The organism is Cupriavidus malaysiensis, from assembly GCF_001854325.1.
Taxonomy (GTDB): Bacteria; Pseudomonadota; Gammaproteobacteria; order Burkholderiales; family Burkholderiaceae; genus Cupriavidus; species Cupriavidus malaysiensis.
On record NZ_CP017755.1, the window covers coordinates 3,352,246 to 3,371,490 of the forward strand.

Sequence of the window (19,245 nt, forward strand, 5' to 3'; positions counted from 1 at the left end):
CCATCGCGAGCACGCCGGTCCGATGCCGACCCGCCCCTGGGTTCCGCTATGCGCCGTCATGGCGACGACGGCTTTCGCGCGTGGTACGCATTCTGCTTCGCCCACATCGCAGGCACCCGGTTCGTACACCCGCGTGCCCGCGCATCCCACCCGTTCTTCGTGAAGGAGACCACGATGCAAGAAGCGCTATCCCAGGATGGCAGCGGCCCTTGCGTAGCCGATGCGATGACGCGAGATCCCGCTTACCTGGCCGCGGAGGATACGGTGCGCCATGCCGCCGAGCTGATGGCGGACCTGCAAGTCGGCGCCCTTCCGGTCTGCGTCGGCCGCCGGCTGGTCGGCATGCTGACCGACCGCGACATCGCGATACGCTGCGTGGCCTGCGGCAAGCCGGCAGAGACTACGAGCGTGGCGGAGGCGATGTCGGGCGCCTTGCAGTGGTGCAGCGCGTCCGACACGCTCGCAACCGCGGCGCGGATGATGGCGCAGGCCCAGGTGCGCCGCCTTCCGGTGATCGACGCCGATCATCAACTCATCGGCATCCTGTCGCTCGGCGACCTGGCGACCCGGCCAGCCGTCGAAACCGATTCCGGCCAAGCGCTGGCGCGCATCTCCTCGCCCTCGACCCGCGCCCGCTAGTCGATTCCCGAGTCCATGGGCGGGCTGCCGCCGGACGCCCGCGCAGCACCGGCGGCGCTCATGGAGAAGCCGCCATGAAGCTGGATTTACCAGTATGCGCTGGCTATTCCTGCCTGCTCGCACATCGATGCACACGCCGACGTACCCGCCACGCGAGCCTTCCCCCCGCCTCCACCGGCAGCCACCCGCTGCCACCCGCCTCCACCCGCCTCCACCCGCGCGGACCTCGGCGACGACCGCGACGTCCTGCCGCGTCCCGTCACGCGCCGGCCCCCTCCGGCCCCGGCGCCGCCCCCCGTTTTGCCTCGAGCGCCAGGGCCCGGTAATAGTCAGCCAGACGGGTAAGGCTCGCCTCATCCAGTTCTTCGATCGCCACCAGGTTCATGCTCGCTCCCCGGCTCGACGCCAGCAACTCGTCGAGCTTCAGGTGCAAGGCGATCGAATCGCGATTCTGGCTTTGCTGGATCAGGAACACCATCAGGAACGTGATGACATTGGTCACCGTGTTGGCGACCAGTTGCCAGGCATCGGAGTAGTGGAAGATCGGCGCCACGGCGCCCCACAGCAGGGTGGCGCCCAAGGCTGCGATGAAGGCCCAGGACGACCCGGCCGCACCGGTCGCCCAGCGCGACACGCGATCGAACGTCTGCCCCGGCGACGCGGCCCCTTCCGCAGGCCCATGATGGCGGTGCCCTGCCAGGCCGGCGCAGACCCGTACGCAGCGCCTGACCCAATACGGCTGCCTGATTCGCATGCTGTTCCCCTATCGAGCCGATATCCCTGCGCACCTGCGCAATCGTCCCGGCCGGCAGCGTCCTTAATTGCGCAAACGCCAGATCCGCGCGCCAAGCCGCAGGCCATAGATGGAGGCCGCGGCAGCCGCGACGCCCAACAGCTCGTCCGCCACGCCACCGGCGTTGCGCAGCAGCAGGATGGCCTCACGGAAGGTGAAGAGGACCAGGAGTGCCATCGCCAGAACGTCCGCCAGGCGGGCCGTGCGGACGACATCGCCGATCCCCGCCTCTGCCATCGTGTTCATCCGCTCCGGCTCCGCCTCCAGATGACTTCCCGGCTCCTGTCGCACCCCGGCCTCCTCCTGCCCCTGCCGTGGCCGGGCCGGCCTTCCGTTCCAGTTTCCGCCAGGCCAGCGTATCGCCATATCGGCCTCCATCGAGACGTGAATCGTCGTGCCGCTTGCTGCCTTGCGCCACACGGTGCGGTTCGCGCACCGCGCCCCGGCGGGCCTGCTGCCCGGCCTGCTAGCGCACGAGCTCCGCTTGTCTCGCGCGCATGCGTTCTGCCAGTTCCGACAGATCGACGTCGTGCTGGATCAAGGCGGGGAACAGCTCATCTTCTTCTTCGTGGATATGATGCTCGACGTTCTCGCCCAACACAGTGAAGCGGGCTTCGAACAACGCATCCCCCGGATGCATCCGCTCCAGTTCGGCAATCAGCTTCTTCGCGCCATCATGCTCCACCAGCGCCTCGTCGATGAGCGGGCCGAATGCGTCCGGGTCGCTTTCCCGTACGAAGGGATAGAAGAGAGACTCTTCCAGCTCCGTATGCGCCTTCAAGGCGGCACAGGTCTCGCTGGCAATCCGGCCGCCGCTTCCGCCGTCAGCTGCCTTGGCGAAATCCCGGAAGGCCTTCTGGACTTTCCGATGATCATCGATCAGCAGGGACAATGCCGCTTTTTGCGCCGCGGGGATGTCTGTCTTGTTCATGGCTTTCTCCTATCGGGAATCATCGAGCCTGCCGCGACGACCCAGGCAGGCAGCGTATGCGCTCTCGCCACAAGGCGTCGCGCGGTCCGGCCGGCGCGCCGCTTCGCTCGCATGCCGCGAGGACCGGATCATGCTCCGGCCAGCACCGGCCCTTCGCCTCAGGGCCGCGTATCCGAGGTCAGGCGCTCCGCCATCTGCAGATGGCGTTCCAGGGCGGGTAGCGTCTTCACCGCGAAGGCCTGCACGTCCTTGTCCCTGGAGTCCTTGGTTGCCTGGCGGAACAATGCCACCGCCTCGTGGTGCGCCTTGACGCCGATGGTATCCGCGTACTCCCGGTCGAAATCCGCCTGCTGCAGGGACTCCAGCCGGGCCAGGGCATGCTCGGTCTCCGGCGTCGGCCCGGCCGGCAAGGCCACGCCCTTTCTCCGGGCCAGCCGCTCCAGTTCCTCGGCAGCCATCTGATGATCATGCAGCATGGCATCGGCGAACCGCCTCACCTCCACGTTCTGCGTGTGCGTGGCCGCGAGGCGGCTGGCCTGCATTTCCAGCTCGCCCGCCTGGTCCGCCTTGCGCAGGAATTCCTGCTCCTGGGCGGTGACCGCATGGACGCCGGCAGCGCCGGCCATCGCCAGCACGGCAATCGACAGCCGCATGGCCTTTCGTAGTGTCTTGCTCATACTGTGCTTCCTGACATGGTCAATCACTCCATCGCCGTCGCCGAACGCGCTTCGGTGCCGGCTGGCACGGGCGGATTCGCACGCTGCCCGCATCGGCCACGACGCGGCGGCGGCCAGCCCGTTCCCATTGCCGTCTCCCTGCTCGCAATTGGTGTGCCATCCGGACGCGGCGTCTTCGCGCCTTCGCGTCGTGCGCGGACGCGCGCAGTCGGCAGAATGTGCTACGGCGACTTGAAAAATCTTCACGCGCTTGCCATGAGACGCAGCGCGGTGGCGGTGGATCTGCCGGGGTATGGCGGGGAGCGCCAAAGATGACGGCGCCAGGACGATAGACGGGGACAGCCGAAGGACGGCCGGGCAAACGCGCTGGCGAGCGATCGCTCTCGCGCCCGAGCCGTTCGAGCACTCGCCGGCGGCATGCCCGCGGCCCGTTCGGGGCGGCAGACGCGCGGCTACGGGGAAGGTGGGAAAGCAGGTGGCTTTCCCACCGCACGCAGGCTGCGGATCGATTCCGGCAGCTTGCCGGTCGCCTCGTAGTATTCGAGCTTGTTGTAGAGCGTCTTCAAGCTCACGCCCAGGATCTGCGCGGTCTTCTTCTTGACGCCATCGCATTTCAGCAGGGTGGCGAAGATCAATTCCCGTTCGACTTCGTCGATCGAGGTACCGACATGGAAGGAGATGATCGACGGGTCCGGCGCCGGCTCCGGTGCGGCAACCAACGTGATACCGATATCGTCGATCAGGTCGTTCGTCGCCATGATGTGCGCGCGATGCACCACGTTGCGCAGTTCCCGTACATTGCCCGGCCAGGAGTGCGCGCGCAGGCTCAGCAAAGCACCTTCGCCGAAGCGCCGCTCGGTTCCGTAGCGCGCATTGAGAACCGCGAGGAATCTGGCCGCGAGCACGTCGATGTCATCGACGCGCTCACGCAGCGGCGGAATCACGATGGGGAATACATTCAAGCGATGGAACAGGTCGACGCGGAACCTGCCTTCTGCCACGGCTTCGAGCGGGTCACGATTGGTGGCGGCAATGATGCGGCAGTTGGCCTGGCACTCGCCGTGTCCGCCCACACGGAGATAGGCGCCGGACTCCAGGGTTCGCAACAGCTTCACCTGGAGTTCCACCGGCATTTCGGTCACTTCGTCCAGGAAGAGCGTGCCGGTGCCGGCCTGGTCGAAGTAGCCCTGATGTTGGCGATGGGCGCCGGTGAAACTGCCTTTCTCATGGCCGAAGAACTCGCTCTCCAGCAGCATCGGCGAGATCGCACCGCAGTTGACCGGGGTGAACGGCGCTTCACGCCTGGCCGACAGTTCATGCAGCGTCTGTGCGACGAGCTCCTTTCCGGTACCGCTCTCGCCGACCAGGAAGACCGAGGCATCCGTCCGCGCGACGCGTTCCAGCTCGTGGTACATATGGCGCATGGCCCGCGACGTGCCGATCAGGCGCCCGAATCCACCGCTCTCCGTCACCTGTCCCGCCGCGCCGCTTCCGAATGGCCGGGGCTTTTTCTGTTTCTCGATCGCGCGCAGCAAGGCGAGCAGATGCTGCGGGTCGACCGGCTTGGTCAGGTAGTCGGTTGCGCCGGCACGCATCGCATGGATGGCCGTGTCGACGCTGGCGCGGCCGGTCATCACAATGAACGGCGCCTCGCCGATGTCGGCGCCTGCCAGCAGATCCACGCCGTCCCCATCGGGCAGCATCAGGTCCGCCAGGATGGCGTCCGGCCGTTGCGCGCCGAGATACAACTCCGCTTCGCGCAGCGTCCCTGCGGAATCGGCCGTGAAGCCTTCTGCCACCACCAGACTGGCCAGTGCATCGCATACGGCCTTGTCATCATCGACGATCAAAAGATTGGTCATGGTCTCGCTCGATACTACGGCTACGGTGATCTCGCTTCATTGACCGCGAGATCGCGCCAGCGTTGCCTTCGGCAATCGAATCCGCTGTGTTTCCGCATAGCCGCCTGCCCTCACGAAACCATCGGAAATTGCACCTGCTCCTTCCTTGCCTCGGGCGATCCCCCTTGCGGATGTCGCCCTGCAAAACGATCCACTACCCTGGGACTGGATACATTGCCGAATGGAACAGCAATCGCCTCCTCAGGAGCAGGGAGGCAAGAGGCGCATTCCCGCGCAGAGAGACTTCATCCCGCCTGGCAAGGCTCAGGTCCGGACCGGCGAATTCGCTGCCTTCCGAATTCGCTCGTTGGAATTTCCAGACAGATTTCCAAACCACGGGTTCTTTGATCTTTCCATTGCATGCAAGCGCCCCATCGATCATCTGCCCGAGCAGCGCCACCGCGCGACGGGAAGCCATGCCGCGCCCATCATCGACGGCAAGGCAAGCTGCCGCTTGGCGCGCTGGCCGGCGTATGCACCGCTGAAGTCGTACTACTTGTCAGCAGCATAGAGATTGCATCGCCCACCGTCACTGCAGGGAAGCTGTACGGAACAGGTCCATTCCGGTGAACTGCCGGCGGCGGGGCATGATTCCGCATGAGTGCCGGCCGCCCCCCTGCAGGCGGGAGCCGATTTTCGCGCGCGGCGGCTGGCGGCGCGGCTTCGCACGCGCCTGCGGGACGTGGGGCTCCCGCAAGCTGCCGATAGTGGGATGCAGAACCGCGATGTGGCGATTGCGAGGTGGCGATTGCGAGGTGGTGTCTGGTTTCAGACGGGTTCCGGAAGCGGGGGGCGATCCCCGGGGCCAGCATCAGCGGGCGTCGTCGGTGCGTCCACGGCGTCCATCGCGTCTGTGGCGTCCACCGCGTCCATGGCGCGATGTGGCATCGTATATTCGCTCCCCCTGCCATACAGGCCATCGAGGAGTTCACGGCTCTTCTCGACCAGTCGCGCCGTCTCGACAATGACTTCGGCGGCCCTTGCCTGAGCCGCGGATGTTGCGGATGTTGCGGATGTTGCGGATGTTGCCGATGTTGCCGATGTTGACGATCGGCGCCGCCGTTTCGATTGACGCGCGGGCCAAACCTTTACAAAAGGCATTCTCGACGCCCTCCAGTATCTGGTAATCCCCGGTCTTGCTTGTGCATTGCACCACGAGAGTATAGATGCATGCGTGCATCACGGCATGAGCTTTTTGTGGGGGTACAGATGCGATCTTCGACATGCTCGTCGTTGCGATCACGCCTGCAAGCCAGGGACTTCCGCAAAATCGGATGGTGCTTAGGACACTCGGCAGCCGGATCTGCTGGGGCCACCGGGTTCGCCGGATCCGGCCCGGCACATGCAATCACGCTGCGGAGCACAAAGCGACGGCAGGCCACGCGGGACGACGGCATGCCCCCGCCTCCCGCTGTACCAGGTACCGGAGAAACCACCACACCCGGCTCCGTGCCGGGCAGCGATGACGGCGCATGCGACGAGGCCTCAAGTTCCGCCGCTCGGTGCCGTAGGTTCAATGTGACGCCGCCTCCTGTTCTCATCTGTACGCACGGGGGGTGCAGGGCACACCGCCCCTGTCACGACGTCATCCCATCCGGACTCCAACCTCCGCAAGATCCAAGATGTCCTCCCTGCGTATCCGTATCGTCCTCATCACCTCGGCCACCGTGGTCGGCGCGCTGGCCTTGTGCGGCGCCGCCACCTATTCGATCGTACGAAGCAGCACCCTGGAAAGCATCGACGAAAACCTGACCGCCATCGCCGGCAGCAACACGCTGGCCATCGACAAATGGGTCGCCGCCAAGGCGCTGGCGGTCAAGACCACCGCCGACGAAGTCGAGCATGGCGACCCGCGCGGCCTGGTCAAGCACATGGGCAACGCCAACGGCTTCCCGATCACGACCATCGGCTGGACCGACAAGACCTTCCTGTCCACCAGCACCACCACGCCCAAGGACTACGACCCGACGGTCCGGCCCTGGTACAAGTCGGCCATCGCCGCCGGCAAGCTCGCCGTCACCAAGCCCTACGGCGACGTGTCGACCGGCGTTCCCTACGTGTCCTTCGCCGCCCCCTTGCTCCGCAACGGCGAGGCGACCGGCGCGCTGAGCGGGGCCGTGCCGCTGGAAGACGTGCGGCAGGTGGTGGCCGCCGTGCACCCGACGCCGTCCAGCCTGGCATTCGTGGTCGCGCGCGACGGCCAGGTGATCGCGCACCCCGACGCCAAGCTGATACTGAAGCCGGCCACCGAGGTGGCAGCCGCGCTCACGCCGGAGCTGCTGGCCACGCTGGCAGGCGCCAGCACGCCCCAGGAGGTCGAGCTGGCCGGCGCGCCCAAGCTGCTCAAGGCCAAGGCCGTGAGCGGCACCGACTGGTACCTGGTGATCGCGCTCGACAAGGCCGAGGCCACCGCGGGCCTCGGCCACGTGGTGCGCATGCTGTGCGCGGCCGTGGTCCTGCTCACGCTGGCCGCCGCGGGCATCGCCGCCTTCTTCACCGCGCACGCGTTCGGCCGCCTGTCCCGGGTACGCGATGCGATGGACACCATCGGTTCCGGCGCCGGCGACCTGACCCACCGGCTCCCGGTCGATGGCAATGACGAAGTGGCGCAGATTTCCGCCTCCTTCAACAGCTTCGTGGAGAAAATCGGCGAGGTGCTGCTCAAGGTGCGCATGGCCGTCGACAGCATGGCATCGGCCACCGCGGAAATCGAAAGCGGGAACCGCGACCTGTCCAGCCGCACGGAGACCTCCGCCGGCAGCCTCGAGGAAACCTCGGCGGCGCTGACCCAGCTGGCGGCAAGCGTGAAGAACTCCGCCGACTACGCCCAGCAGGCCACGCGCCTGGCCGGCGAAGCCAGCGAAACGGCCGACCGCGGCGGCGCGGTGGTGTCGAGCGTGGTCAGCACCATGGACGAGATCGCCAAGGCGTCGACGCAGATCGCCGAGATCATCGGCGTGATCGACAGCATCGCCTTCCAGACCAACATCCTCGCGCTCAACGCCGCGGTCGAGGCCGCACGCGCCGGCGAGAACGGCCGCGGCTTCGCCGTGGTCGCCGGCGAGGTACGCACCCTGGCCCAGCGCAGCGCCACCGCCGCGCGCGAGATCAAGGCACTGATCCAGGCAGCCGAGGCCAGCGTCAACAACGGCGCCGAACGCGTGCAGGCGGCCGGCAGCGCAATGGGCGACATCGTCGCCGACATCCAGCGCGTCACCCGCATCATCGGCGACATCGACGCAGCCATGCGCGAGCAGAACACCGGCATCCGCGAGATCGACCGCAGCGTCGCCGAGCTGGACCAGGCCACGCAGCAGAACGCCGCCCTGGTGGAGCAATCGACGGCCGCCTCGGCGATGCTCAATGAACAGGCGCAAGCCCTGGCCGGCACCGTCGGCCTGTTCAAGCTGCGCGGCATGGCTGGCTGAGGCGCGCCGACTGCACTGGCGGCGACGGTCCCTCGCTGCCGCCTGGCACAGCGACCGCCCGCAATCGGGCTCCGGACGGCCGCGTCAGAACAGCTGGTGTCAGTGCGCCAGCGTCAGCGCAACCTTGGCGTCTCCCAAGCGCGCTTCGTAGTAACCGCCCTGGGTCACGTCGACCGGCACGGTCAGCGTGCCGGTGGTCACGACGGAACCCTCGGCGATGTGCAGGCGCTGCTTGCCGAGCCGGTCCCAGAGGAAGGCGAGCGACAAGAACGGATTCGTCCTGTCGTCGCCGGCCAGCGAAGCCGCGATGCGGTCGCCCTCGCGCCAGAGCCCGGCCTCCCCGTCAAAGGACGAGCCGGCGGTGAATCCGAGCCGGTCGCCCCGGACCAGGGCGTGGAAGCCGACGTTGTCGCCGACGAAGCTCGGCTGCCCCACGGCCTTGCGGTCCAGGTAGCGGCTGCAGACCACCTCCACGGCCAGGGAAGCCTCCGCGAGCATCGAAGCGGCGTCGAAGGCCTCGTCCGCCGGCGACACCTCCCGTGAAAAGCGCAAGGACACTTCAACCTCCAGCGTGGCGCCCCGGCCGGCAGGCAGTCGCACGGGCGCGCCGGAAGCGAAGACGCGCGAAGGGATCAGCACCCCGGTGGCCGGCGGGTTGGGCAAGGCCCCACGCAGGCCACGGGGCGAAGCGCCGGCCAGTTTCCAGCCGGCCGTGCCTTCGCCGAGCTGCTCGACGAATCCAGCCTGTACCGCGTAGCCCTCCTCCAGCGTCGCCGGGCGCTCCTCCTCGGGCAACGCCTCGATCGACGTGCCCGCGCGCAATGCGGAAGCCAGCCGCAGGGCTGCGCGGCGGGGGTCGAAGCTCGTGTCTTTCATATGCTGTCTGTCCAGGCTGAAGTTCGGGTCCTTGATCGCCTTTGCCATGCGGGCAGTGTCTTTCCGCCCGGCATCGGCAAATGCCCCGGGGTGTTCCGCCGGGCGGATCCGCGCCGGGATCCGCCAGCCTTCCGGGGCACGTGAAGATCGTGCGGGCCCAACGATACCAAACCCTCGCGTGAGCGCAAAGCCGGTCGATGCCTCGCTCCTTGCGGGCAGCGCCACGCGCCAGCCCATGCGCCCGAATGCGCGCGCCGTGGCCCGACCTGTGCCTGCCGACGAACCGGTGATCACCACGCATCCCCGGGACCGCCGTCCGGCAACGGACGCATACGCGGCACGCAGTGCCGCCGCCATGGCATGACCGGGACCTGGACATCCACCATCGCGATGGGTCCGATCCGTCGGCCCGAGCCGCACCCGGCAGGGTCCAGAAAGACCCCCCTTCCTGCCTGGAAAAAAAGGGGGTTGAAAACAGACAGTGGCACGCCGGAAGGCTGTGTAGAGGTCGTTCAAGAGGTCGTTCGCGCCTGGCATGCGGCGGAATGCGTGTACGAATAGGGGCCTCAGTGGCTTGGCCTTCCTCTCAGGCTCCGCTCGGGCTCCGCCTCTATCAAGGCGCGGACACGCGCCCAGCGCGGAAACTGTTCGTCGTATTCCTGAATGGATATATCCGCGAGATGAGAGCAGGCCTCATCCGGCAAAGCGATGCTGCACGTCTCGCGCCAAAGGACAATCCCCGCCATACGCACCACCCGCATGCGCATCTCCCGCGGAACGGGGAACTGTGAAATATACGCAGGCAGCCGCTCCATGTAGACACAACGACGCAACTCGACGTGCAGCAGCCCGCGGCCCGAGCGCCGGATCAACGTCACGCGTCCAACCTTCGCGCCCACGTAGATGGCACGAAGCATGAGCACCAGGACGATAACCGTTGCGACCAGCATCCCGCCTCCCACTGGAGCCAGGCCTCCGCATTGCCAATCGGCGCCCTCGCCCGGAAACCGAGGACTGCGCGATCCATTGCGGGCCCGGCCCCGAGGGATCAGCGCCTTGCCTCCGTACGCGCTGACTCCGCATTGATCTTGCGCGCGGCGCTCGAGGCAGCCGTGGCTGCGTCGATCACCTGATGTTCGGCCAGCTCGATGGCGTACCTGGTCGCCTGCTGCATGGAATCATAGAAGGCAGCAGTGGAAGCCAAGGTCGATTGCCAGGCGCTCCATGTGCCGTCGGTGCGAATCGGCGCACCTTGTGCCTTGTCAAAGGCCTGCTGCATATTGCGCAGACTTGAATCGAAATGGGCTTGCGCGACCTTCTGGTACTCGGCACGTGCACCGGCAGCAATCTCGCACAGGCGCAGCGCGCAGCTTCGCATGCTTTCCGTTGCCGGCTCGACCAGGCTCATCTGCAGCGCTACGAGTTCTGGCACGTCCTTGACCGTGGCAGCCTTGAGCACATGCTTCTGGCTTGCCGCCAGGCTCTCGCTGAGCATCTGCATGCCTAGTGCCGTCAGTTGCTCGCAGGCATTCAGGGTCTTTGTGGTCAGTCCGACGACGATATCGAAGCTGGCGGCTTGCACGGCCTTCAGCGATTCCAGATCTGATGCTTGCATCATGCGCTCCTGTGGGTGCTCCCGAGGCGCTTTCGTGCCGGGAAGCGTGGGGTCTTCGGTATTCCCGGGGCTGCCTTGGCTTTGGCGGGACCTGCGCATCGCGCCAGGCCCGGCAGATCCCTAGCCGCCGTCCGCCTTCGCCTTCGCCTCCGCCTCCGCCTCTGGCAGCGGTGCCAGCGCTTGCCCGCTTGGCCAAACCGGCTCGACTATCGCCGTCATGGGCAAGCGCGAGTGGCTCAGCAGCGCTGCGACGCGCATCAGTCGATGCTCGCACATGTCGACCACATCGATGCTCAAGCTTTCTGTCCCGCGCTCGGCATCCACATGGGCCGAAACACCGCCAATCTTGTCGTTGTACGGCGCCAAGCCTTGCCAGATGGCGACGACGTGCAGGACACCACTTGTCGATTGCACGGTCAATCGTTGCTTGGCGTTCATGAGGGCCCCGCTTCCATGGAAAGAACCAGCCTAATGAACCTGCCGGAAAAGACAAAGCAGAACCGCCTGTCCTCAATCAGACCCTTGCGGACATGCTTAAGCCGCCAATGGCCGCCATTGAGCGCCATTGGCCGCCATTGATCCGTCGCTCATCGATTTGCGGGCCATGCGACAACGCGCGCATGGCCGCGCGGCCGGCGCGAGCTGAGCCGAAGCACGAGAGTGTGGCGAGCGATCCTTCTTCTTCGGCGGATCGGCCAGCGCATCCATGTCAACGACCGCGGGACGTTGGTGCCATTGGCGCGTTCGGGCATCGGGGATGCCATACCGCAAGTCTCCCATGTACTACTATGCCCTATGCCCTCGTCCTGATGGCGTCCATCCGGACGGCCCGCCCTCCCCGGCAACCCGCGCTGAATCCTTTCGCGAAGAGGGACCATGTCACTGCAGAAAGTCATGCTCATCCGCCATGCGGAAAAGCCCTCTCCCGATGACGGCGGGGTGGACGAAGCGGGCAAGCCCGATTCAGAGAGCCTGAGCCCGCGCGGCTGGCAGCGCGCAGGTGCGCTGGTCCGGTTCTTTTATCGCGATCCATGTCCGGCAGCCGCAGAGATCGTCACACCGGATGTCATCTTCGCGGCAGGCGTGGGTTCCGGTAGCCAGAGCAGGCGATCGATGCAGACGGTCAGTCCTCTTTCCGCCCTGCTGCACATGGAACGTTCGACGCCATTGGTCACCCAGCACCTGAAGGACGACGTGGACGGACTGGTCGCCGACGTCAAGCATCGGGACGGCGCCGTGCTCATCGCGTGGGAGCATAAACTCCTCGCGCAGATCGTGAATCAGTTGTCCGACCAACAGCTATCGCCTGCCCCCTGGCCGGACGACAGGTTCGACATGGTCTGGATTCTCGTGCGCGCAGGCAAGGCGTGGAACTGGCGCCAGGTCCCACAGCGCCTGCTTGCCGGGGATTCGTCGTGACGCGCGCGGCCCATCCACCGGATATCTGCCACGGATTCGATCCAGGCACCACGCCGGGTTCCAAGTCGACCTTGCCTTCCGCATACCGCCATCAAGCGGCGTCGTAATGCGCGCTACGCCAGCGGTGCGCGGGAGGGACCGGCGCGCGTAGCCTTTGCCCGCGCGCTTTCAGGTAGGCGGACGTCAACCGCAGGACGCCGCACATGGCGTAGGCGGCTTCCGGCCGCGAACCCACGCCCCGGTTCGGCCTGAGACTGCCGCCGGACGGGCTGCAGGCGAGCAAGCTGGCACACCGCCACCGCAGCACGGGGTGCCCCCTCAATCGGTTGAGCAGCGAGGTCATTGGCCAGGTCTCGTCAGCGACGACGGAATGGTATGCCCGAAGCCCTCCCTTCCATGCGGAAGGGAGGGCGCAAGCACCAGTGGTCCCCCCGCAGCGAGTCTAGAGAGCGTCCGTGTCCAAAGCCAGACCGGGAGGGTGTACGAAATGCGAGCCAGCTGGACGGAGCGCTGGCTGGCTTCTATCCGTCCACAATCCGGCTGATGAGCCATGGCGGCGTCTGGTTGAGGCGCCCAGGCGCGTCGTCGCGCTGGTGACGCCAGGCGTGAGCCGCCAATTTGCCGTGAAGCGCGACAGCGGGGGGCGATGACCCAGCGTGATGCCATGGCCGGATCGCCGGGACAGCGCTCGCGCCCGCACCGTGAAATTTTCACGAGCCAGCGCAGGTAAATTTTCCGCGGGGAGCACAACGCTCTTTCGTCTCCGAGACCATGTCGCCAGCATCCTCCTGGCCTGCGTTGCCCTCGCCGTCTGCCCCGCACTGGTACGCGATATGCAACCAGTCCTGGACCCGTGGCCCTCTTTCCCAGGGAGAATTGGACATGCAACGCAAACTCGCTCTCACGGCCGTACTCGCTTTGGGTCTCGGCACCGTCGCGGCCAGTGCGGCCGCCCACGATCCGGCACCGGCGACCCCACCTGCCGATGCATCTGCCTACAGCGATCAGCGGATCAGCGACCAGGACGCCCGGCACAGCGGCGACGACGGCACCGTGGCACGCCGGGCGGACGATGACAAGTCGAGGTCGACGGACCGGCTGCACCGGAGAACCCACAGAATGGCGCCACCCCGCGGCGAACGTGATACGGATACCGGCAGCGGCAGCGGCAGCGGAGACAGCAGCGGCAGCACCACACGCCCTGGCGGCGGCGGCGCGCCGGGACGTTGAAGTCGCGCGGGACGGGATGGACGGCGCATCGGCGCGGGCCGCGCCGACGCGCTGCGGGTTCAGCGCAGCGGACAGCGTCATGCTGCCGTGGCGCATCGGGCCCGGCATCACTATCCCTATGACGTGGGCACGCCGGCTCTTACATATTTTTACAGCAGGTGCTTACCCGCTTGACTAGCCTTAGGGGTACTCGCGAGGTACTCGCGCTGACCTGGCCATCCCGCTCTGATCAGCGCGAAACCGACGGGCCGGACGGCCGATTCTCTCAGGTTGCGCCGATGCAGCGATTCGCCATCGGTACGCACATTGCGACATAAGCGAAACGGGGACATGTGGGCCGGGTTGTGTGGTGGTGCCCTGGCGCCCTGGCGTCATTGCGACCATGCAGCCTGGCGGGCTTTTGTATTGTCATGCGCTGTTCGCTGGAGAACGCCATGCCCGACTCCCTCGAACCCGACTCGCTCGAACCCGATTCTCTCGAACACCGCCAGGACGTCAGCGGCCGTCCTGCGACGGCGCTCCACGGACCGACGCATGAGGGCCAGGTCGCCGATTGGCGCCGGCCCCTGGCCGCGCGGCCCCTGTGGCGGCTGCTGCCGCGCACGGCCGGCTACGGCTTCGTCCTGTTCGTCGTCTGGGCAGTGCTGACGGTGATGTTCCCCAATGTGTTCACGCGCAGTTCCGAACGTGCCGTGGTCAACAGCCCGGTGATCCTGATCACCTCTCCGGTGGAAGGCGTGGTGACCGGGCAGATGGTGGCGGCGGGCAGGCCCTTCCAGGCGGGCCAGGGCCTGATGACCGTGCAGAATCCCAATATCGACCGCTCCCTGCTGGTCGAGCTCACCGGCAAGAAGCTCGACAACCAGCAGCGCTACGACGCGGCCAAGGCCAAGCTCGAAGGCGAGCAGGCGCTGCTGGCCGCGAACACGCGCGACCTGCAGCGCTACCATGCCGCCGCGGAACAGGAGCATTCCGCCAACGTGCGCGCGCTGCAGGCGCGCCTGGCCGCCGCCAAGGCGCAGGTCGACCAGCAGGAGGAGGTGGTCAACCGCAACCAGGCCATGCAGTGGGCGGGCGCGGTCAGCGAGGCCTATACCAATGCCTCGCGCTACCAGCTCTCGGTGCTCAACAACGCCCGGGCCGCGGTCAAGGCCGAGCTGGACAATGCCGTGGGCAACCGCGAGGCCTCGAAGAGCAAGGTCTTCATCTCGGCCACCGACGGACCGGTGGCGGCGCTGCAGCAGCAGCATGTCCTGCTCAGCGCCGACATTGTGCAGCTGCAGGCGCAGATGCAGCAGCTGCAGGACTACGGCGCCTCCGTCGACAAGCTGATCGCCAGCGAGCAAAGCAGGCTGGAGCGCTTGTCCAACCTGGAAATCCGCGCCACCGATGCCGGGGTCATCGAGGACGTCCTCGCCGCGCCCGGCACGCGCGTCGCCGCGGGCGCCACGCTGGCGCGCGCCAGCAACTGTTCGCAGACCCGGGTGGTGGCGGTGTTCCCGCGCAGCCTGAGCGACGACCTGCTGCCCGGCACCCGGCTGCGCGTCCATATCGACGGCGTGCCGTCCGAATTGCCGGCTGCGGTGGCCGATATCCTGCCGCGCGCGCCGGACGGCGAGCAGGCGCGCTATTTCGTGCCGTTCCCGCCCATCGAGAAGAACGAGATCTATGTGATCGCCAAGCTCGACAAGCCGCTGCCGGCCACACCCCGCCTGGCCACCGCCGACGCCGCGCAGCGCTGCGCGATGGGTCGCTGGGCGAAGGTGAGCCTGGTACGCAGCTGGCTGGGGACACGCCTTTGAGCAACAAGGGACTGCCGGTCGCTGCATCAATATCCTCGCTCGCTTGTTCAAGCGCGCGCCGCCAGGGTCAAGGTCGGCGGATTCGGTTCCGGTCCAGCACCGTGCCTGCAGGGCCAAGGCGTTCACGCAGGATGCGCGAGCCAACGCGAGCGGACCAAGGTTCACAAGCCCGACTCCGCCTCATTGACCGACGGCAGTTGGCGCAGGATCCGACAACCGCAGAGCGAGTATTTCGTTAGCAGACAGATATGAAAAAAGCGGGCTCGCCGCCCGCTTCGCCGTACACATGGTGCGCGGTGTTTCATGCCTAGCGCTCAAGGGACTGCACGCTGGCGGCTATGTTGGTCGCGGTTGCGGCGAGGATCTCTCGGTACGCATTCACCACGCCGTCCACCTGCCCCGGTGCCGGCACTTCCATTTCAGTGCGGCCGCTCAGGACTTTGCCGTCCGGAAGTCGCCGCACGGTCCAGGTGATCGTTGCCGCGGCCCGCTTGCCCACATCGGCGTCAAGGCTGACCACCTCGGTTGTCACGCGGAACGCGGGCTGCGCCGCCGACAGGCCGTGCTGATAGACATCCACCGCATCAAGACTCGATTGCAGGTGCTGCGACAGCGCATCGCGTAGCTCGTCCGGCAATGAAGACGCCCAGCGCGATGTGTCGAGCAGCTCGACAACGCTGCCGGTGCCGTCACGCACCACCAACTGAGCGCGATTCAGGCGCTCCGGCACACGCACTGGCGTGACCTCGATCCATAGTGGCCCGCCGGTCCGGCTGGCCCGCCCGGTCACGGCCGCCGCGGCCTTGGCCGGGCTGGCCGCCAGCGTGTAGTAATGCGGCTCGGGCGACGCGCAGCCGTTCATCAGGGCCGCAGCCGCGAGGGCAGGTGGAAACAGCAGGGTCAGGCGTGTCATCATTTCTCTTCCCTCTTTCCTTGCAGGAGCGCTTCGGGATGCCGTTCGAGATAATCGGTGAGCGTGCGCAGCGAAGCGGCAGTTCGTGTGAGTTCCTGCATCATCCGCCGTGTGTCCTGCTGCAGTGATGCGTCGGGCGCCAGCGCGCCATTGGCCGTGGCGAGCGTGCGGCGCGCATCCTCCAGCGCCGCCAGCACCTGCGGCGCCACATCGCCATTGACCTGTGCCACGAGCTTGTCCGCGTTGACGAGCATCCTGTTCATCGACACCATCGCCGTGCGCGCGTCCTGGCCGATCTGGTCGAACGGGACTTTGCCGATCTTGGTCACGATGTCACCGAGCTTGGCCTGCAGTTCGTCAAAGGTGCCCGGCGTGGTCGGGAGTTGTGGAGGCGACGCGTTCAGGTCAAGCTCATCGGGCAGAGGCGCCTTGGGAAAGAAGTCGAGTGCCACGTATAGCTGGCCGGTCAGCAGGTTGCCGGTGCGCAGCTGCGCACGCATGCCGCGCTGTACCAGGCTGTGCACGATGGCAAGCTTGCGTGTGTCGTCGGCCACGTCTTTCTCGCGCAGGCCCATGCGGGACGGATATAGCTCCACCACCACGGGCATGCGGAAGGCTTTCTTGTCACGCTGGTATTCGATACCGATCGAGCGTACCTGCCCGACCGTCACGCCGCGGAAATCGACAGGCGCGCCGGGCGACAAGCCGCGCACCGACTGATCAAAGTTGAGGACTGCCAGCGCGGGGGCGAGCTCCTCCGGTTCCTTCATGGCTTCGGACTGGTCGGCCGCCAGCAGGAACTCGGTGTTCTCCGCGGCTGCGGTATGCGCGGCCGAGCGCTCCGGGGCCTGGAATGCCACGCCGCCAAGCATCACGGTGACCAGCGACTGCGTGGATAGCTTCAGCCCGTTCGCGTCGAGCTTGAGGTCGACGCCGCTGGCATGCCAGAAGCGCGTATCGGCGGAGACGAGCTTGTCATAGGGCTTGTTGACGAAGACCCGCAGCGTGATGTCGCGGCCGTTCGGCTCGAGCTGGTAGGCCACTACATGGCCGACTGGCACACGACGATAGTAGACCGGTGAGCCAATGTCGAGCGAGCCCAGGTCTTGCGCGCGGAGCACGAACTGCCTGCCCGAGGCATCGGTGGTGATGACGGGTGGGACTTCGAGCCCGGTGAAGCTGTGCGCCGTCTCGGCAGACTTGCCCGCATCCACGCCGATATAGGCGCCGGACAGCAGCGTCTCCAGCCCCGACACGCCGCTGATGGCAAAGCGCGGCCGTACCACCCAGAAACGTGTATCGGCCACGGCGAAGTTCCTGGCGTCCTTTGTCAGTTCAATGGTCGCGATCACATGAGAGCGGTCCGCCGCCAGCCGTGCCGCTTTGACCAGGCCGATATCGACGTCCTTGTAGCGCACGGGGGTTTTACCGGGCGTCAGGCCTTCCGCGGTGTGGAATGTGACGGTGATTTCCGGCCCGCGCGACGTCAGTGTGTGGATCAGCAGCGAAAGTCCGACCACCGCGGCAACGATGGGAATCAGCCAGACCAGCGAAGGCAGCCAGCGCGCGGGCGGCCTGCGGTCCGGCAGCGGTATGCTTTGCGGCGTGGGAGGATCAATGTGTTCCGGCATGGTCGGCTTGCGAAGAATCGAGGGAATGGGGCGGCGAATCGAAGGTATCCCACAGCAGGCGGGGATCGAAACTCAATGATGCGAGCATGGTCAGTACGACCACCGCGGCAAAGGCCAGGGCGCCGGCCCCTGGGGTGATGGTGGCGAGCGCCCCGGCCCGTACCAGCGATGCCAGCAGTGCCACCACGAAGATGTCGAGCATGGACCACCGGCCGATGACTTCGACCAGCGCGTAGAGCCTGGTCTGCTCCCGGATGCGCCAGGTTGAGCGGCGGCGCACCGTCAGTAACAGCAGCGTCAGGATCATCATCTTCAACAGCGGGACGACGACGCTGGCGATCAGCACGACCAGAGACAGCAGGTGCGAGCCCGACAGCCACAGATAGACCACACCTGACAGGATGGTGTCGTGCTGGGTGCCGAAGATGGACTGCGTCACCATGATCGGCAGCAGGTTGGCCGGGATATAGAGCAGGTAGGCGGACAGCAGAAAGGCCCAGGCACGGGTCATGCTGGCGGGCTTTCGACGATGCAGTACAGCGCCGCAGCGCGGACAGGGAGCTCCTGCCAGCGCCATCGGACTGAGCAGAGCACACGCATGGCACGCCAGCAGGCCCTGCGCGGTCGCGGTCGGGTGGTGCGGCCGGTGCGCGCTCATGACGCGGTATCCGGGGGGGCGGCTGGCACCCTGTCCGTCCCGCGCACATCGAGGTGGTGCCAGATGGTGCCAGAGGTCGCACGGGGGGAACGACAGGATGGCGGCGAGGACCGCCACCAGTGCGCCGAACGACCAGAGCGCCACGCCCGGCAGCACCTGCGCGACGGTAGAGAGTTTCACCAGCGTGACAAGCACCCCGATCATGAACACCTCGATCATGCCCCAAGGGCGGGTCAGCAGGATGGCGCGCGCGATGCGATGGAACGCGCGCGGCTTGCGGTGCCGGGCCATCGGCACGAGCAGGAAACCCATCATGAGCAGCTCGGCCAACGGCAGCAGGAGCGTGGTGGCGAACACGAGCAGGGCCACCAGCGGCATGTCGTCCGTGTAGAGCACCTGTATCGCGCCCCACAGGGTGGTCTCCATGCGCGTGCCCTTGAGGTCCATGGCGACGATCGGGTACATGTTGGAGATCAACAACAGGACCACGGCCGTCACGACGAGCGGCAGCAGGCGGCGGTAGGCCCGCGTACTGTCGCGATACAACTCCGCGCCGCAGCGCCGGCAGATGGCCCGTTCCCCCGTCTCCATTGCCGTGCGGACGTGAAGTGCGTCGCAATGCTCGCACGCGATCAGCCGATGTCGATCCTGGCCCGGAGGCAGCGGAGGCAGCGGAGACAGGGGGGGCTGATGCACGGCAGGAATCCAGGGAGCAGGACGATGAAGTCCGGC

At 66.6% G+C, this 19,245-nt stretch carries 19 protein-coding genes; 6 read left to right on the plus strand and 13 right to left on the minus strand.

Annotated elements, in window-relative coordinates:
• Positions 1 to 48 precede the first annotated feature (48 nt).
• Positions 49 to 639: a CBS domain-containing protein gene (locus BKK80_RS34330; protein WP_236903893.1), complete on the plus strand. Its 591-nt coding sequence runs from the start codon at positions 49 to 51 to the stop codon at positions 637 to 639.
• 259 nt (positions 640 to 898) lie between these two features.
• Here BKK80_RS34330 and BKK80_RS34335 read toward each other — a convergent pair whose 3' ends face one another.
• From BKK80_RS34335 to BKK80_RS34355, 5 genes are all read right to left on the minus strand, one after another.
• Complete coding sequence (locus tag BKK80_RS34335; protein WP_084545888.1) at positions 899 to 1,393, minus strand: low affinity iron permease family protein; 495 nt, start codon at positions 1,391 to 1,393, stop codon at positions 899 to 901.
• 63 nt (positions 1,394 to 1,456) lie between these two features.
• Positions 1,457 to 1,678: a hypothetical protein gene (locus BKK80_RS34340; RefSeq protein ID WP_071073131.1), complete on the minus strand. Its 222-nt coding sequence runs from the start codon at positions 1,676 to 1,678 to the stop codon at positions 1,457 to 1,459.
• Positions 1,679 to 1,898: 220 nt separating this feature from the next.
• On the minus strand, positions 1,899 to 2,363 hold the full coding sequence (locus BKK80_RS34345) for a hemerythrin domain-containing protein (RefSeq protein WP_071073133.1): 465 nt from the start codon (positions 2,361 to 2,363) through the stop codon (positions 1,899 to 1,901).
• Positions 2,364 to 2,521: 158 nt separating this feature from the next.
• Entirely contained in the window at positions 2,522 to 3,286 is a 765-nt protein-coding gene (locus BKK80_RS34350) for a DUF4142 domain-containing protein (protein ID WP_157903399.1), read from the minus strand.
• A 206-nt stretch (positions 3,287 to 3,492) separates the two neighbouring features.
• Complete coding sequence (locus BKK80_RS34355; RefSeq protein ID WP_071073137.1) at positions 3,493 to 4,902, minus strand: sigma-54-dependent transcriptional regulator; 1,410 nt, start codon at positions 4,900 to 4,902, stop codon at positions 3,493 to 3,495.
• Positions 4,903 to 5,122: 220 nt separating this feature from the next.
• Between BKK80_RS34355 and BKK80_RS36880 the strand changes: the two genes are divergently transcribed.
• Positions 5,123 to 5,452 (plus strand): hypothetical protein, encoded by a 330-nt coding sequence (locus BKK80_RS36880; protein WP_157903400.1) that lies wholly within the window; start codon positions 5,123 to 5,125, stop codon positions 5,450 to 5,452.
• 417 nt (positions 5,453 to 5,869) lie between these two features.
• Here the strand turns inward: BKK80_RS36880 and BKK80_RS36885 are convergent, their stop codons facing one another.
• Positions 5,870 to 6,166, minus strand: a complete 297-nt coding sequence (locus BKK80_RS36885) for a hypothetical protein (protein ID WP_157903401.1) — start codon at positions 6,164 to 6,166, stop codon at positions 5,870 to 5,872.
• 397 nt (positions 6,167 to 6,563) lie between these two features.
• Between BKK80_RS36885 and BKK80_RS34360 the strand changes: the two genes are divergently transcribed.
• Positions 6,564 to 8,369: a methyl-accepting chemotaxis protein gene (locus tag BKK80_RS34360; RefSeq protein ID WP_071017739.1), complete on the plus strand. Its 1,806-nt coding sequence runs from the start codon at positions 6,564 to 6,566 to the stop codon at positions 8,367 to 8,369.
• 99 nt (positions 8,370 to 8,468) lie between these two features.
• Here the strand turns inward: BKK80_RS34360 and BKK80_RS34365 are convergent, their stop codons facing one another.
• The 4 genes from BKK80_RS34365 to BKK80_RS34380 form a co-directional block, all read right to left on the minus strand.
• Positions 8,469 to 9,293, minus strand: a complete 825-nt coding sequence (locus BKK80_RS34365) for a hypothetical protein (protein ID WP_084085148.1) — start codon at positions 9,291 to 9,293, stop codon at positions 8,469 to 8,471.
• Positions 9,294 to 9,811: 518 nt separating this feature from the next.
• Positions 9,812 to 10,195: a hypothetical protein gene (locus tag BKK80_RS34370; RefSeq protein WP_071039150.1), complete on the minus strand. Its 384-nt coding sequence runs from the start codon at positions 10,193 to 10,195 to the stop codon at positions 9,812 to 9,814.
• 98 nt (positions 10,196 to 10,293) lie between these two features.
• Positions 10,294 to 10,863 (minus strand): phasin family protein, encoded by a 570-nt coding sequence (locus tag BKK80_RS34375; RefSeq protein ID WP_157903402.1) that lies wholly within the window; start codon positions 10,861 to 10,863, stop codon positions 10,294 to 10,296.
• 117 nt (positions 10,864 to 10,980) lie between these two features.
• A complete protein-coding gene (locus BKK80_RS34380) occupies positions 10,981 to 11,298 on the minus strand; it encodes a hypothetical protein (protein ID WP_071073138.1) in 318 nt (105 codons plus the stop codon).
• A gap of 438 nt (positions 11,299 to 11,736) precedes the next feature.
• On the opposite strand from BKK80_RS34380, the gene BKK80_RS34385 reads away from it, so the two are divergent.
• From BKK80_RS34385 to BKK80_RS34390, 3 genes are all read left to right on the plus strand, one after another.
• Complete coding sequence (locus tag BKK80_RS34385) at positions 11,737 to 12,279, plus strand: phosphoglycerate mutase family protein (protein WP_071073140.1); 543 nt, start codon at positions 11,737 to 11,739, stop codon at positions 12,277 to 12,279.
• A gap of 882 nt (positions 12,280 to 13,161) precedes the next feature.
• Positions 13,162 to 13,509 carry a hypothetical protein gene (locus tag BKK80_RS36890; RefSeq protein ID WP_157903403.1) on the plus strand — a complete coding sequence of 116 codons (348 nt, stop codon included), beginning with the start codon at positions 13,162 to 13,164 and terminating at the stop codon, positions 13,507 to 13,509.
• 434 nt (positions 13,510 to 13,943) lie between these two features.
• Positions 13,944 to 15,311 (plus strand): HlyD family secretion protein, encoded by a 1,368-nt coding sequence (locus BKK80_RS34390; protein ID WP_236903895.1) that lies wholly within the window; start codon positions 13,944 to 13,946, stop codon positions 15,309 to 15,311.
• Between the two features lie 307 nt (positions 15,312 to 15,618).
• Here the strand turns inward: BKK80_RS34390 and BKK80_RS34395 are convergent, their stop codons facing one another.
• Genes BKK80_RS34395 through BKK80_RS34405 form a run of 3 tightly spaced genes read right to left on the minus strand, consistent with a single transcriptional unit; the run spans position 15,619 to position 19,209 of the window.
• The gene (locus BKK80_RS34395) at positions 15,619 to 16,227 is read right to left on the minus strand and encodes a PqiC family protein (protein ID WP_071017731.1); all 609 of its coding nucleotides are present in this window, start codon (positions 16,225 to 16,227) and stop codon (positions 15,619 to 15,621) included.
• Positions 16,224 to 17,855 (minus strand): PqiB family protein, encoded by a 1,632-nt coding sequence (locus BKK80_RS34400; RefSeq protein ID WP_071017729.1) that lies wholly within the window; start codon positions 17,853 to 17,855, stop codon positions 16,224 to 16,226. The genes BKK80_RS34395 and BKK80_RS34400 overlap by 4 nt, the downstream gene beginning before the upstream one ends.
• Positions 17,839 to 19,209 (minus strand): paraquat-inducible protein A, encoded by a 1,371-nt coding sequence (locus BKK80_RS34405; RefSeq protein ID WP_236903897.1) that lies wholly within the window; start codon positions 19,207 to 19,209, stop codon positions 17,839 to 17,841. The genes BKK80_RS34400 and BKK80_RS34405 overlap by 17 nt, the downstream gene beginning before the upstream one ends.
• Positions 19,210 to 19,245 lie beyond the last annotated feature (36 nt).